Source organism: Portibacter lacus (assembly GCF_021533215.1).
In the GTDB taxonomy this organism is placed as follows: Bacteria; Bacteroidota; Bacteroidia; order Chitinophagales; family Saprospiraceae; genus Portibacter; species Portibacter lacus.
Window position 1 is genome coordinate 47,058 of record NZ_JAJNKA010000012.1, and the last position, 15,205, is coordinate 62,262.

Below are 15,205 nucleotides of genomic sequence, written 5' to 3' on the forward strand. Positions count from 1 at the left end.
GATCAAGAAAATGTTCCTGCATCATCTGAAGTAGAGGTGTCTAAGTTTGTGTATCTTCGCCAAAAACAAGATAGATATGTTATTAAGGATTTGCGCTTTTTTTATAATACTTAGTTTTTCTCAAAATTTATTTGCGCAGATTGACTCTTCAGAGGTCACGACAAACCCTTACACCGTTATTTATAATCATCTCTACTACCTTCAGTCTGATAGTTACGATCCTGGCAGAGCAGCACTTTCTCTTCCCGAGAATGTAGCTGATCGTGTAGAATTAAGCATCAAGTTGAAGCAGATCCTGGATGGAAAAGGGTTATACATTGACCTAAATAGAATTCCACAGAATGAACTTTATACCGATACAGTCAGGCAAGAACAGGTTTATTTTCTAAGCAAAACAGAACCGTTAATATACGTAGAACGGATCAATGGAGAATGGAGATATTCTCGGACGACGGTAGAAGCTATACCTGAATTACATAAAGGCGTTTACCCTTTTGGGACGCAAATAATCAGTTACTTTCATGCTCCATTTTGGCAAGTGAAATTGCTGACTATTAAGTTGTGGAAGTGGTTAGGAATCTTTGTGCTTGGGATTCTAGCATGGATTGTTGCCGGCTTAACCAGTAAGCTTTCTCAAGGAATTTTCAGAAATTTTATTAGGAAGAGAATTGATCTAAATGAAGTCGTAGAAAAAGCGATACATCAGCTTGCTAGAATCATCTCTATTCTACTTGGAATCCGACTGTTTTTATTTCTAGCACCGATGCTTCAGTTAGCGCCTTTAAAAAATGCTTACATCATCAAAGGGCTAAATATTCTAAGTCTATTTTTGATTATTCTTGTCATTAAGAATATTGCAAATATCGTATTTCAGTTTTTCAAAAAAGCAGCTGCAAAAACGGAAAACACACTTGATGACCAATTGTTACCTGTAGCGGAGAAGTTGGTCATGATCATATTGTGGTCATTTGGAGTTATTTACATTCTTGACTATCTGAATGTCAATGTTACAGCATTATTGGCAGGGATATCTATCGGTGGTCTTGCATTAGCATTAGCTGCTCAAGACACTGTAAAGAATTTTTTCGGATCTATTATGATCTTTCTAGATCGTCCATTTCAGATTGGTGATTGGATTCACTTTAAAGATGTAGATGGAACGGTAGAGGAAGTTGGGATAAGATCTACAAGAATTAGAACGTTTGCGAATTCACTGACATACGTTCCTAATGCTTTGTTAGCCGATAGTGTGGTGGATAATATGGGACTTCGGGTATATAGGAGATTCAAAACGGACATTGGAATCACCTATGATACAAAGCCTGAAATTATAGAAAAATTTGTAGAGGGCATCCGAGAAATTATTAAGATGCATCCAACATCTCGAAAGGATTACTTCGAAGTTCACTTGAATGGATTCGGAGCAAGCTCTATCAATATTCTGATTTATATGTTTTTCCAAGCGCCTTCATGGACTGATGAATTACGTGGTAAGCATGAAGTTCTGTATGCAATCATTAAGCTTGCGGATCAACTAGGTGTGCGATTTGCATTTCCTACTCAGACAATACACATCGAAGAGATGCCGAATGCTGGCACAAGTTCGACTCCGAAACCACAACAGGATAAAGAGGCTCAAGCTAACCTAGATCAATTCTTACTAGAAATTAAAGATTACTTCGGAGTAGATCGAGATAGTAAGGATAAGATTAAACCAATAGGTGGGGAGTAAAAACAATTAGATCACTGAGCCAGGAGGAACGACAGGATCATTGACCTGACTTGAAAAGATTCACAAAACAAGCTCGGCGATCTTTCCACTGCGTTTTTAGCATAACGATCTATAAAAAACAACGCTTAATTTCTTCTGGCATCGCCATGCTTAAAAAGCATCGCATTATATCTACACTTTCATCCTTACTTCTACCCTCGTTCCTCCTCCATTTTCTAAGTCTATAATCTGAACCTGGGCATCTATATCATGGATTCGATTCAGTAAATCGATTCGATCAGATGTGATGTCCATACCATGAGATTTCCGAGCTCTATCTTTGTGATTCTTCAGGCGCATAGCTTCTTTTCTGCCGACGCCATTATCTGTAATGTCAATTTTAAGTTCTCCATCCTCTTGCCGAACCCATATTTCTAAGTTTCCGCTTTCCCTTTTATTTCTTAATCCATGCTTAATCGCATTTTCCACATAAGGTTGCAATAGCATCGTTGGAATTTTAATGTTATCGAGATTCAGTTTCTGGTCTACTTTTAATCCAAAATCAAACTTCTCCTTGAACCTGAGATTTTCCATTTCTACATAGAGTTCAAGCGCATTTAATTCCTCTCTCAGCGTAATCATCTTCTCCTTCGAGTTATTCAGGATTGTTCGCATGAGTTGCGAGAACTTTGTAAGATACTTTGAGGCGAGACGAGGCTCTTCATGAATGATGTAATCGTTAATAGAATTAAGACTATTGAATAGGAAGTGTGGATTCATTTGAGAACGCAAAGCAGTGAGTTCTTTTTCCATAACTTGAAGTTCAAAGCCTATCGCTTCTTCCTTTTTCTTTTGCTCCAGAAGGAGATTTTTTTGTTTTTGATTTCTATACGCGAACCATACAAGTGTAGCTAACAAGCCTAAAACCAATAAACTAAAAATTAGTTGATTCTGTCTTCGCTTACTTTTTGCTTCTGATAACTCCTTTTCAATTTGTAAATTTCTATTCTCATTTTCTTTCACAAACAGATCATAGGCATTCTTACTCTGCTCAGTAACTTGCAGACCTTGATCTTTATTATAATTTTCAAGCAGTTCAGCTTCTTTCTTCTGATAGCCATAAGCTAATTCATATAATCCTTTGTCTGCATTGAGCCGCGCGTAGTTCTGATAGAGTTCTTGTCTATAGGATTCTAATTTTGCATTGTCAATGATGAGTTCCGCTTTTTCTAGCCATTCTACATTCCCAGAATACAAACCATATTCAAGACAAGCAGCAACGATGTCGGTTTGCTCCTGATTTTTCTCCCCACTTTCAATAGCCATTTGGTAATACTTGATGGCCTCATTATGCTCGTTAAGTTTAGCTAAAACATTGGCATAGACTAAGAAGTACTTGCTTAATCTAGTAGGATCGCTCCTCTTTTCATCGAGTAAGATGGCTTGTTCTATACTCTTTCTAGCAGCTAAAAACTGGTTCATTTCCAGTTGAGTGAGCGCCTGATAATAATAGCACTTGGGCTCAGACTTTTTATTTTCTACTTCTTGAGAAATCAGGATGCATTCTTCGCAGAGTGATAGGACCGTTTCATAATTACCTGATAGTAAGTATTGTTCCATGAGCATCTGCATATTATAGATCATCCCATGATGATTCTCTGAATTTCGATCTATTTCTAATGTTTTCTCGAAATATACAATCGAGCTATCTCGCATTCCCAGATCTGCATACATCGATGCGAGATTGTAGGTGTGGTCGCTGAGATCTCGAATATCACCGGTGTTCCTGGAAATGGTTAGGTTTTGCTTGATTAGATTTAATGCACCTACTTTATCACCTAATTCAGATAGAACAAAAGCTGCATTTCCTACACCAGATGCAGCTAGCATATTCTCGCCTAGATCTTTAGCTTTAGCGGTCAATGTTAAGTATTGAATTAATGAACTATCTTTTAGTTCATTGTAATACAGTACATCAGCTGCTATGAAATGAGCAATTAATGGATACCTTTTATCTTCTGAAATATAGGTGTCCTTGTTATATTTTTCTAGATAATAGTTGGCTTCGTTTAAGCTAACATTTGCATTGAACTCAATTAATCCTGATAGTTCTTCGTATGCTTCGTTTGGATTAGAAGCGGCTAAGTATTGTTCAACCTTATTTTCTAGCCCTACATTAACTTGAGCGACCATTGACTTGCTAAATGCAAACAAAAATATAGATAGTAAGAACAGTGTTTTATGAAACATGTGGGGCTCAGTCATAATTATTCAAAAATAAGAATAATTGTGAGTTCTTCCGCTTTACTATTTTAAGATTTCAACCTCTGTAATGCTGCACAGATCACAGTAAAATACTTGTAAGAAGTAAATGTAAGTATCATTATCAATGATATTAGCACCCGTTTGTGCTAGAGTCGTTTGAGTAAATAGTTGATGAACATCTAAAGGAGTATCAGATGCATCTATTCGATAAATAGGAAGAATAGAATTTTCATTTCCTGTAATTTTATTCATTCTGTACACTCCGACAAATGCAGTATTATGGACACCTGAGCTTCCAGTCTCATTATTATCTTTTATCAATGCTTTAATTCCGGTAAGTATTGTTCCGTTTTCGAAATGAACTCCGTGTCTAAGTCTTGTATAATTACTAAAGACATCCTTTTCTGCAAATTCATAACGATTGAAAATCAGTTGATCTGAAGAAGTCTTAATCAGTTTGCCATTATTGTCTACGGAAAGATTAGAAGTACCTGTTCCTCCATATTCTGGAAGCCGAAGTTCTCCATTTTTAATTTCTAGCACATTGGTGTTTTCGTCATCTTCTAAGTAAAAGATATCCAACGATGGGTGGGAATAAAATCGATGAGTATATTGATTCTGCTGCGTATAAAATGTAAGCGAGGGCAAAGGAGAGTTAATGGTCATGGAGTATGCAGAGTGAGATCCTTCTACTGAAAGGTTACTTTTAATTAAAGCACTCCTATCGACGGTTAAATCCTTAGTCACATTAAGGTAGTCGTTAATCCTAACCATACCGGCTCTAAAGTCGCCAAAAATCAAAGGGCTAGAAGAAGCTGTATTTGAAATATATAGTTTGTCGTCCCCTATTTCATTAATACCGGCACTGTACCCTATAAATACATTATTGTTCCCTAGTGCGTTTTCTCCAGCGTATGCGCCTAGAAAAGTGTTTCTAGATCCAGAAGCGACCTTTTTTCCGGCCTCTACGCCTAAGAAGGTATTATCTAATCCTGATAATAATTCACTTCCGACATATCTTCCGATTAAGGTGTTGGTTGACTCAATCTGAATGCTTTTTCCGTCATAAATCAAATCTGCTTTTCCTGTAATTTTCATTCTTACTTCACTAGTTTGGCTATATAATTGACCTGAAAATAGAGCAACAATAATAAATAGGAATAAGGATTTACATTGAAACATATAGCTGTGGGTATTATTTAGAGAACAAATCTGCTAGAAATGAAGGGAGTAGTCCAGTCCAAATTGGTAACTCTGGGAAGTGATTTGGTACTTGGTTATAATTTGCGAGTAAATTGCGCTACATGAAATCAAGGAAGTCATCCTTTCTACTCCTACTCACTGGAATACTTATCCCATCATCCATGATAACCTGCCCGCCGTTTCCGCGAATATATTTCTGGATGAAGTCAGAATTAACTAAGTGGGAGTGATGTACACGGATAAATTTGTCACTATTAATCATTTCGGAAACCTGCTTCAGTGTTTTAGAAAGGTATAGTTTAGGTTTGTTTTTTAAATAGATGTGACAGTAAGCACCATCCGATTCACATCTAATAATATCTGATAAATGGGCAAAGAATAATCCGTCAGATACAGGGAAAGCGACTTTATTTTTCGACTGTCCCGCATTCCAATTTGCTAAAAGCGATGTTATTTTTTCGTTTTGTTGATTTTTGGGAATAGCAACAACCTTAGAAACTGCATTCTGAAGCGCTTCACCATCGATAGGCTTAAGTATGTAATCAATTGCGTTAACCTTGAATGCTTGTAAGGCAAATGCGTCGTATGCTGTCGTAAAGATAATAGCAAAGTCCTTTTTCGAAAGTCTAGAGATTAAATCAAAGCCAGTTCCATCAGGCATTTCTATGTCTAGGAAGGCAATATCAGGTTGGATAGAATCAAAGAGTAAAAGTCCACTATCTACATTAGATGCAGTTCCGATTACTTCCACATGAGGGCATGACCATTCTAGCTGTTTCTGAAGGGACTCCACACAATGTTCTTCATCATCAATGATGACTGCCGTAAGCTTCTGCTTCATTTGTAATTCGTTTCAAGGTCAATGTAACCTTCGTTCCAGGTGTTAAATCTTCTATTGCTAAGCTCGCATTAAGATCGTAAATCTTATTCAATAAATCTATTCTATTAGAACTGATCTCCATTCCATGAGATTTCCGATCAAGATCCTGTTTCGATTTAGATTGTAGGGAATGAACTCTTCCGATGCCGTCATCTGCAATTTCAATATGCAACTGTTCATTTTTTTCAAAGATCTTGATGCTTAAATTGCCAGATGTTTTTTTAGGAAAAAGACCATGCTTAATCGCATTTTCTACATAGGGCTGGATCAGCATGGATGGAATAAGAAGATGACTTATCCGTACTTCTTTGTCAATGTTTAGATCAAATTTGAATTTAGATTTAAATCGGAGATTTTCTAGTTCTATATAAAGTTGAAGGGCTTCTATTTCTTGAGAGAGGCTGACAAATTGTTCCTTAGAATTATTTAAAATGTTTCGCATCAGTTGGGAAAATCGGGTCAAGTACCTCGAGGCTTCTTGAGGGTTTTCCTTCATGATGTAATTGTTGATCGAGCTTAGGCTGTTAAACAAAAAGTGGGGATTCATCTGCGATCTTAAGGCATCTAGTTCTTTCACTAAAAGCTGGTTTTCTAAGGCTACATTTTTCTCTTTGATTTTGAGATCCATGATTTCTTTTTGCTTGAGTTCTAAATACTGCTTTTCTTGCTTTCTGATTTTGTATCCGATCCCTAGCGCGAAACAGACCGTTTCTATCAATATTGCCACCTGCGTATAGTTAAATGGATACCAACCATTCTCTGGAATGGCATAAATATTCCAATTATATCCACCTATAAGGTTAAGGGAAGTATATAACTCAATGAATGAACCAAGCAATAAGACAATCGATCCTACCAGGATATAATAACGTATCGGATTATTAGAATTTCGAAAAATTCCGATCACAATTGCGCTTCCTAGTGCAGCTATAAGTAACCATAAGATCGATAGATAATTTTGGACAAATAAGAAATCTCTCGATAGCCTCATCGTAAATAGAAATATCAAAGAGAAAACAACGGCAGCAATAGCAGTACCATTGACGAATGGGATCATCTTCGGTTTCGTCGTTTTTAATTCTAGAAATACTTTAATGAAGAGGGTGAAAAATGCATAGATAAACATTTGCAAAAATTCATTAACGTAGTGGTAGTAAATTGGATTTTTCGGAAAGATCACAAAGACTTTCAGGAAGGCATCTGCCTGAACCGTATTGTGAATAAGAATAGCCGCTAAGTAAAAGGCGTAGAATTTAAAATCAGGGTTCCCAGTTTGTATCGTTAATCCGATGGTGTACAATAGAAATATACAGATGGCTCCCAAGAAGAACACCGTAAAGAGAAGACCTTTTTTAGATTTAGAAATGATTTCGGTAAAGCTGCTTTCTATTTTTTGGGTAGAAAGCAATGCAGGGTAAATTCCGAAACCAATTTTGGTAAGATTATAAGCTTTTAAGCTGATCGGATTATTCAGCAACAGATTCGTAGGAATAGTAAAGTGCCGATTGTCCCACTTTTGCGTTAGTTTTCGAATGTTTTGATATTTTCCAGTATAAAAGTTTTGATTTCCTATGGTCAAAATTTGAACTTCTGCATCGGAAAGGAAGAGCGTCTGAAATGCTTGGCTGCTATCTAACTCACGTATTGAAAAAGTAAGATTAGCGGTGTCGTTAGCTTCATATTGAATCCCTTCAGTTGCCGGAATAGTATTAAAGTATTCGTTATTTGGATCGAAATGCTGAATAATGATTTGCTGCGAATTGGCAGCAAAAGCAAGAAACAAGAGGATGAGGAAAAGTCCTTTTTTTAAATGCAAATTGGATATTTTAGGTAACCTAATGTCAATATATTGCTTTTCTAGCTGTCATACTTGAAAAGGTAACGTATTTTGCTTCGGAGGAAGGAAGATTGCATGGAGATCCGTTTTTCGATTAATGTGCTTTTCAAACGTAGAGATTATATTAGAAAGATGGTAAATAGGATTTTTTTAAATAGATTTAGTGAAATGAAAAGAAGTGTAATTTATTCAGTCGTTGCCATGTTTGTATTTTGGAGTCAAAGTGCAAGTGGTCAAAACATCATCGATTATAAGGTTACGATTGCGAGAGACTCCTTTGGTGTTCCGCATATTTTTGGAGAAACGGATGAAGATGTTGCTTATGGAATGGCTTGGGTTCAATGCGAAGATCAGTTCAAAACCATGCAAGAAATTCTTGCTGCATGTCGAGGGGTATATGGTGAAATCAAGGGAAAAGATGGCGTAATCGCTGATATTGGTATCCAATACATGGGTCTTAAGGATTTTGTAGATGAGAATTATGATAATGATGTAAAAGGAGACTTCAAGGGATATCTGGAAAGCTATGTTCAGGGAGTGAATGATTATGCCGAAAAGCACCCAGAACGTGTTCTACTGAAAAAGCTATTTCCCATTTCTGGAAGGGAAGTGCTGGTAGGATATATGCTAGGGAATGTTGAAATTTCAGGAGCTGGAAATGATCTGAAAAGGATCCTGAACGGCAGAGTGAAAAGGAGTCGGACAGAAAAAAAGACCAAGGAAAAAGTGTCATCTGATGGCATCAATAGTGATAAAGGTTCGAATGCATTCGCTTTTGCTCCCTCTAAGACCAAGGATGGAAGTACTTACCTAGCGATCAATTCCCATCAACCATTAGAAGGGTGGTATTCTTGGTATGAAGCACATCTTCACAGCGAAGAAGGGCTCAATATTATTGGAGGTACATTTGCAGGTGGTGCATCGATATTTCTAGGAGCAAACGAACATTTAGGTTGGGCACATACCGTTAATCATGCTGATTTTTCGGATGTTTATGAACTAACCGTGAATGAGGATGGAACAGCGTATCTCTATGATGGAGAATGGCTCCCATTGACAAAGAAAAAAGCAAAGGCTAAAGTGAAAGTGCTTGGTTTTATGAAAATTCCCATCAAGCGAGCTTACTACGAAAGTGTATATGGTCCCACATTTAAGACGGATTCAGGATACTTCGCATGGCGGTTTATGGCTGGTCAGACACTAAAGATGGCTGAGCAATGGTGGAAAATGAACAAAGCGCAGAATCTAGAAGAGTTCCGGGAAGCGTTGGAGATAAGAGGGATCATAAGTACGAATATCGTTTATGCTGATCGGGAAGGAAACATTTATTATGTGAGTAATGGACGAATACCAGAACGAGACCCTGCTTATGATTGGAATGGTGTGCTTCCAGGGAATACTTCTGAAACATTGACCGATAATAATTTAATCCCTTTTGATTCTCTACCTCAAGTATTGAATCCGAAAAGTGGTTGGGTTTTTAATACCAACAATACGCCTTTTACCGCTTCAGCATCTGGCTTTTCACCTCGGGAGACGAAGTTAAATGGGGTGATGAGCTACCAAGAATCTGGTAGAGAGAACAATAGAAGTGTGCGGTTTTTAGAATTAATGGAAGGAAGGGGGAAGTTGACTTACGAAGACTTTAAGCGGATAAAGTATGACGATCAGTATCCTAGTAACCTGAGAAAGGTTAGTGGTGTGGATGTCAATGTTTTGTTTCGAATGGATCCGAAATCTTATCCTGAAGTTGCTGATGCGCTTGAGATAATACAAAATTGGGATAGAAGAAGCAATGTTGAGAGTGAAGGTGCGACCATGTTTTTGGCAACAGCGTATGCGATGAAAGCGATAGGAGGCAGGCAACTCCAAAGAGAAGAAATGGCTTTAAAAGGCTTAATAGATGCGAAATCTAAGCTGCTGGAGAAATATGGTACGTTGAAAGTTGCGCTTGGTGATTTTCAGCGGCACATAAGAGGTGATGTAAATTTGCCAATGGCGGGTGCTCCAGATGTATTGGCTTCGATTTATAGTGTTGCTCAAGAGGATGGGACTTATAAAGCAGTTGCTGGGGAGTCTTATATTGAATTGGTCCGATTCAGTAAGGAGGGCGTAGAAATCGAAAGCATTAATGCCTATGGGAACTCAGAAGTTGATGGAGATCCGAATTCAACAAACCAAATGGAATATTTTACGACACAGCGATTGAAAAAAATGACCTTTGACAAAGAAGAAATCCTAAGCAAAGCGGTCAAGGTTTATAATCTGAAATAGCCTAGTTTTTCTAGTCCAAGATTTGGTGTCTAGATGGTAATTTTCTTAATTCGATCGAGTTCGCGTTTGTTATCTCGTTCTTTGATTTGGTCACGTTTATCGAATGACTTTTTACCTTTTGCAAGGGCTATTTCGAGTTTAGCGAACCCGCGATCGTTAAAGTATAATTTATATGGAACGATGGTATTTCCTTTCTCCTCAACCTTACGAAGCATCTTTTTAAGCTCGGACTTTTTCAGTAGCAACCTCCTAACTCTTCTGGTTTCGTGATTGTTAAGGTTCCCAAATTTATATTCACCGATATACATGCTGTGTACTTCAAGATTGCCATCTCGAAAGATACAATAAGCATCAGAGAGGTTAGCATTTCCTTCACGGAGTGCTTTGACCTCTGTCCCTACGAGTTTTAGTCCAGCTTCATAAGTGTCGATAAAGAAGAACTCGAAAGACGCCTTTTTATTTTTGATTACTACTTTTTTCGGAAGTGCCAATATGCTTGTTAATTGTTTATGCTAATAAAAATGATTGTCTATTTCTTTAGTGTAAAGATAGTCGCCAGCCTTTATTTAAGAAATATTTATATAAATTTAAGGATTAAACATCCATAAATGTTCATAAAAGTTTTAATTGTTGTTGCAATCGTATACATAGGAATACTGCTGTTTTTCTATCTGTTCCAACATTATTTCTTTTTCAGGCCTGAGATACTACCTCAGAACTTTCAATATAAATACCCATTTCCTTTCGAAGAAGTTCATTATGAGATGGAAGATGGTGGGGCAATTAATGGAATCCACTTTAAGATTCCGAATGCACTGGGCGTAGTTTTCTTTCTAAAGGGTAATTCGAAAAGTGTGAAAGGATGGGGGAAATTTGCTAAGGATTATGTAGGAAAAGGCTATGACTTTTTTATGGTTGATTACCGTGGATTTGGGAAAAGTCATGGGCGCCGGAATGAGGCTATTCTTTATAGTGATGCTCAATTTTTGTACAAGAAATTATTGGAAGAGTATGAAGAAAAGAATGTGGTCATTCTTGGGAGGTCATTTGGGAGTGGAGTAGCGGCTCGGATTGCATCTTGGAACAATCCGAAGATGTTGATTCTAGATTCGCCATATTATAGTTTTAATTTCAATATGAAGCGGTGGGGATTCTGGATTCCTATTGACTTGTTATCGAGGTATAAGATTCCTACGAACCAATTTTTGAAAAATGTGAATTGTCCCATACATATCATCCATGGAGATAAAGACCGATTGATCAGTTATAAGCAAGGAAAGAAACTTTACGAAGAAAATCAGGATCGGGCAAAATTATATACAATCGAAGGCGGATCTCACAATGATCTTCCCGAGTTTCCAGAATTCCATGAATACTTATATGATATCCTTGTAGAGCAAGTTATGGTAGAGGCATAAGGTGCATACTCTTGATGACAGCACAAATCTTGATAACAGCACATACTCTTGATGACAGCACTCCAAGTGATGTCATCAATGTTTCTAAAGTTGTATTACCTATTTTTTTGGCTCAAGACCCCCTTTAATTTAAAACATCAATAAGATCAAGAATGAATAAAGCTAGAAGAATGGAGCTTATATCTTAAGGATATTGTTTTCGAGCTTAGAGGTCAAAAAATGTGTTCTTGTTGATAGCACAATCTCTTGATGACAGCATTTACTCTTGATGACAGCACTCCAAGTGATGTCATCAATGTTCTTAGAAAGTTAATGTTAAATTTTTTGGCTCAATAGTCCCTTCAGTCTGAAACGGTAATAAAGCCAAGAATGAATGCAACTAAATGTATGAGCTGATATCGCAAGACAAACTCTATTCGGGCTTAGTGGTCCAAAAATTAGTAAGAAAAAGAAGCTCCAGCGGAGCGACACCTAAATCCTATCTTGCCATTCTCATTCTTTCCAGCTGATAATATTCTTTAAAAGAAAGCATTTTCTCTAATTCTTCATCCCAAAGCTTGCTTTTTAAAATCTTAAAAGTATCCTTGATTCTAACCACCGTTACGTATTCACTTAGGATCTTATGTTCCTTTAAAGCCTTAGGCAAGTTGTAATTCGGAATCGAAGCACTTAAGTGATGAATATGATGAATACCAATATTTCCTGTCAACCATTGAAGCGGCTTAGGTAATTTGTAGTAGGTACTTCCTCTTATCGCAGAAACTAAGAAATCCCAATTCTTCTTCCAATGCTTGTAAGAAAATTCATGTTGGTGTTGAATGTAGAAAAACCAGAAAGCGATTACAGCAAAAACAAAGATGAGCATGAATTGGATTAGGAAAAACTCTTTCCATCCGATTAACCAAGCAAGACCGATATAAACTGCAGCAATTAAAAAGTTGTTTTTAAAAAGCATTTTAAGACTGACTCTTTTCACAGCTTTCCACTCCACACCTAGTCTATTAGAGATTGCGAAGTAGTAAATAGGAGAAATAACGAAAAGAACTAAAGGAGTTCTTAATAATCTATATTTAAACTTGCCCCATTTGGACATGCTTCTGAATTCATTTGTGGTTTTAAAAGGCACATCTCCGATGTCTCGTGTTTCCAATTGTCCAGAATGAGCGTGGTGAAAATTATGCACTTTTGCCCAATATTTAAATGGAAGTGAACTGAAAATACTGCACGTCCAACCCACAATTTCGTTCCAACGCTTCGAAGTTAGGAAAGATTGGTGCCCACAATCGTGTTGAATAATAAAAATTCTTACCAGAAAAAAACCATTAATAACGCCAAGGCCGAGCGTGATCCAGATGGACCAACTTAAACTATAGTACATTAAAACCCAAAGCGCAATAAATGGAATAAATGAAGTGATGATTTGCATCACAGCCTTAGTATTATCGGGGATCTTGTAGTTTTCGATAATCTCTTTCCAGTTTTTTAATCTGGATTTTATTTCGTCATCTATTTTGTTTGGGCTAGTTATTTTTTTCATAAAATGTATTCTTTCTAATAAGGTAAAGGTAATTAAAACGAATATGTTCTACGAAGAGATATAAAAAAATTTGAATAAAGGAATACGAAAATTCAAAATAATGTTTTAAATTTGCACTCCGTTAACGGAAAATGACCCATGGTGTAATGGTAACACTACGGTTTTTGGTACCGTCATTCAAGGTTCGAGTCCTTGTGGGTCAACAAATCAAGTCCTATTGAATTTAGTTTCAGTAGGGCTTTTTTGTATTTAATACTATTCAGTTGAAAATCCCACTCGGACTCGAACGCCACCCATCCTGCTGATTTGCAGCAGGTTCTCTCCTTATTCCGCTTACAGCGAAATTGCTATGCAACACTCGTTCTGCTTGTGGGTCAACAAAGCAAGTCCTATTGAATTTAGTTTCAGTAGGGCTTTTTTGTTTTATGTGATAAAGAAATTAAATTCCCACAAGGACTCGAACGCCTCCGCAGCCGCAAGATATACTTGCGGTTCCCTCGTTATTTTAACGCTGTTAAAATTAAAACACTCGTTCTGCTTGTGGGTCAACAATAAAAAACAAAAGCTCTGCATTACACAGAGCTTCTAAAATCTTAAAACCTTTTTAACCAAATAAAACTACAATATAGAGGCTGCCCTTAATAAAAATGACAGCCTCTACGTCATTGCTAAAATTAATGGAAGATCATATACGCTTGTAAAAAAAACTTCCTTAATTTTATTAAAAACTCATTTGTTAAAATGAGCTGGGAATATAAAAAGCCTAATTAAAAGCCTAATCTTAGAAATCAATTATAAAACATAATTACTTGCTATATTTCTAATCATAGCACAAATATACGGGAGCTTATCCGCCTGGAATATCCCCCATATGGGCCATATTTTTAGTTGTAAGATTATTTCTAAATGATTCTAAGTAACTTGGTAGAGAAAGGAGGTTGCCTTGCCTAAGAAACAACCTCCATAAAATATAACCCCAATTTGCAATGTCTAGTTTATCACTAATAACCGTTTGTTTTCTGTTTTGTCACCTTCCTTATTTTGGAATTGTAGATGATATACTCCTGGCGTCAAATTCTTTACATCTATTTGACTACCGTTACTAACATTTGAATTCTGTGAAACCAAAGTTCCATTAGCATTATAGATGCTTAGCTGGTTAGCCGAACCTTTTAACATAGTAGAAACGGTAAATCTATCTGATGTAGGATTCGGATAAATAGAAACATAACTCATTTCAAAATCAACGCTTCTTACTTCAGAATCTCTTCCTTGTCCATCATTTAAAATGCTTTTTACTTTATAGAAAGCTGTTTTTGATAATTCCTCACTTATTTGATCATCAAGGAATGAATATTGACCACCATCAAAAGGATTCTTATTCGCTTCTACCGTTGCAATGGTTTCAAAAGTTATACCATCTAATGATCGTTGAATTTCAAAATATTTTGATTCATCATATGCTTCAACTTCCCATTTAACAGCTACATTTTCATGTTCTTTATTTGCTGTTATGCCGGAATTCTGAGCACTAAATACACCACTTGAAAACCCAAATCGGGAAGTCTCATCTGTTCCTGAATTTCCGCCTTGTATGACCGATCCTGGAACTACATTGACCTGAAAGCCATTTCTAGCATCTCTATATTGATTAGCATTATTTCTTTTTACAGGAATACAAATTTGTGCCCCACCACCATCATTATCAATACTAGGAATATTGTTAATGAGCGTACCTTTTATAACATTATCAGCAAATGGATCTTGTTCCCAATAAAAGAATTCACTATTAAATCCCTCTATTCCTGCAAGGTCAAATTCTACCTTACTTAATGTTACTTCCACAGCCAATGGTTTAATAGTTACGGCTAAACCATCTTCTGCAATTAAAGTGAAACAAGCGCTACCATATGTTTTCATCATTCCTGGTCTTTCCAGTTTTGCATTTGTCAATGCTACATCTTGAGCTGAAATTGAGCCACCTGCAAGTAGTAATGCAGCCGTCATTATTTTTATATATTTTTTCATTTGAATTTTAATTTTATGGTTTGAAAATGAAGTAATTCCGACCACTTTGATG

Annotated in this window: 10 protein-coding genes and 1 tRNA gene; 4 read left to right on the plus strand and 7 right to left on the minus strand. The window is 36.7% G+C overall.

The features are described 5' to 3' along the window. Positions 1-76 precede the first annotated feature (76 nt). The gene (locus L2586_RS18290) at positions 77-1,732 is read left to right on the plus strand and encodes a mechanosensitive ion channel family protein (protein ID WP_235294389.1); all 1,656 of its coding nucleotides are present in this window, start codon (positions 77-79) and stop codon (positions 1,730-1,732) included. Positions 1,733-1,903: 171 nt separating this feature from the next. Here L2586_RS18290 and L2586_RS18295 read toward each other — a convergent pair whose 3' ends face one another. The 4 genes from L2586_RS18295 to L2586_RS18310 all read right to left on the minus strand — a co-directional run bounded on the left by L2586_RS18295 (position 1,904) and on the right by L2586_RS18310 (position 7,875). Then, positions 1,904-3,961, minus strand: a complete 2,058-nt coding sequence (locus L2586_RS18295) for a tetratricopeptide repeat-containing sensor histidine kinase (RefSeq protein ID WP_235294390.1) — start codon at positions 3,959-3,961, stop codon at positions 1,904-1,906. 57 nt (positions 3,962-4,018) lie between these two features. Then, positions 4,019-5,158: a hypothetical protein gene (locus L2586_RS18300; protein ID WP_235294391.1), complete on the minus strand. Its 1,140-nt coding sequence runs from the start codon at positions 5,156-5,158 to the stop codon at positions 4,019-4,021. A gap of 118 nt (positions 5,159-5,276) precedes the next feature. Further along, positions 5,277-6,020: a LytR/AlgR family response regulator transcription factor gene (locus L2586_RS18305; RefSeq protein ID WP_235294392.1), complete on the minus strand. Its 744-nt coding sequence runs from the start codon at positions 6,018-6,020 to the stop codon at positions 5,277-5,279. Then, positions 5,989-7,875: a sensor histidine kinase gene (locus L2586_RS18310; protein WP_235294393.1), complete on the minus strand. Its 1,887-nt coding sequence runs from the start codon at positions 7,873-7,875 to the stop codon at positions 5,989-5,991. Before L2586_RS18310 ends, L2586_RS18305 begins: the two co-directional genes overlap by 32 nt. Positions 7,876-8,064: 189 nt before the next feature. On the opposite strand from L2586_RS18310, the gene L2586_RS18315 reads away from it, so the two are divergent. Next, positions 8,065-10,170, plus strand: a complete 2,106-nt coding sequence (locus L2586_RS18315; protein WP_235294394.1) for a penicillin acylase family protein — start codon at positions 8,065-8,067, stop codon at positions 10,168-10,170. 29 nt (positions 10,171-10,199) lie between these two features. Here the strand turns inward: L2586_RS18315 and smpB are convergent, their stop codons facing one another. Beyond that, positions 10,200-10,661: an SsrA-binding protein SmpB gene (smpB, locus tag L2586_RS18320; RefSeq protein ID WP_235294395.1), complete on the minus strand. Its 462-nt coding sequence runs from the start codon at positions 10,659-10,661 to the stop codon at positions 10,200-10,202. A 117-nt stretch (positions 10,662-10,778) separates the two neighbouring features. Between smpB and L2586_RS18325 the strand changes: the two genes are divergently transcribed. Next, on the plus strand, positions 10,779-11,588 hold the full coding sequence (locus L2586_RS18325) for an alpha/beta hydrolase (protein WP_235294396.1): 810 nt from the start codon (positions 10,779-10,781) through the stop codon (positions 11,586-11,588). A 478-nt stretch (positions 11,589-12,066) separates the two neighbouring features. Here the strand turns inward: L2586_RS18325 and L2586_RS18330 are convergent, their stop codons facing one another. Further along, positions 12,067-13,125: a fatty acid desaturase family protein gene (locus L2586_RS18330; protein WP_235294397.1), complete on the minus strand. Its 1,059-nt coding sequence runs from the start codon at positions 13,123-13,125 to the stop codon at positions 12,067-12,069. Positions 13,126-13,257: 132 nt separating this feature from the next. Between L2586_RS18330 and L2586_RS18335 the strand changes: the two genes are divergently transcribed. Further along, a tRNA-Gln gene (locus tag L2586_RS18335) sits at positions 13,258-13,328 on the plus strand. Between the two features lie 787 nt (positions 13,329-14,115). Here the strand turns inward: L2586_RS18335 and L2586_RS18340 are convergent. Further along, positions 14,116-15,153, minus strand: coding sequence for a T9SS type A sorting domain-containing protein (locus tag L2586_RS18340; protein ID WP_235294398.1), 1,038 nt, complete (start codon positions 15,151-15,153; stop codon positions 14,116-14,118). Positions 15,154-15,205: the final 52 nt, after the last annotated feature.

Coding starts and splice junctions, on each gene's coding strand:
- L2586_RS18290 (WP_235294389.1), top strand. CDS start 77: ATGTTATTAAGGATTTGCGCTTTTTTTATAATACTTAGTTTTTCTCAA.
- L2586_RS18295 (WP_235294390.1), bottom strand. CDS start 3,961: ATGTTTCATAAAACACTGTTCTTACTATCTATATTTTTGTTTGCATTT.
- L2586_RS18300 (WP_235294391.1), bottom strand. CDS start 5,158: ATGTTTCAATGTAAATCCTTATTCCTATTTATTATTGTTGCTCTATTT.
- L2586_RS18305 (WP_235294392.1), bottom strand. CDS start 6,020: ATGAAGCAGAAGCTTACGGCAGTCATCATTGATGATGAAGAACATTGT.
- L2586_RS18315 (WP_235294394.1), top strand. CDS start 8,065: ATGAAAAGAAGTGTAATTTATTCAGTCGTTGCCATGTTTGTATTTTGG.
- L2586_RS18325 (WP_235294396.1), top strand. CDS start 10,779: ATGTTCATAAAAGTTTTAATTGTTGTTGCAATCGTATACATAGGAATA.
- L2586_RS18330 (WP_235294397.1), bottom strand. CDS start 13,125: ATGAAAAAAATAACTAGCCCAAACAAAATAGATGACGAAATAAAATCC.
- L2586_RS18340 (WP_235294398.1), bottom strand. CDS start 15,153: ATGAAAAAATATATAAAAATAATGACGGCTGCATTACTACTTGCAGGT.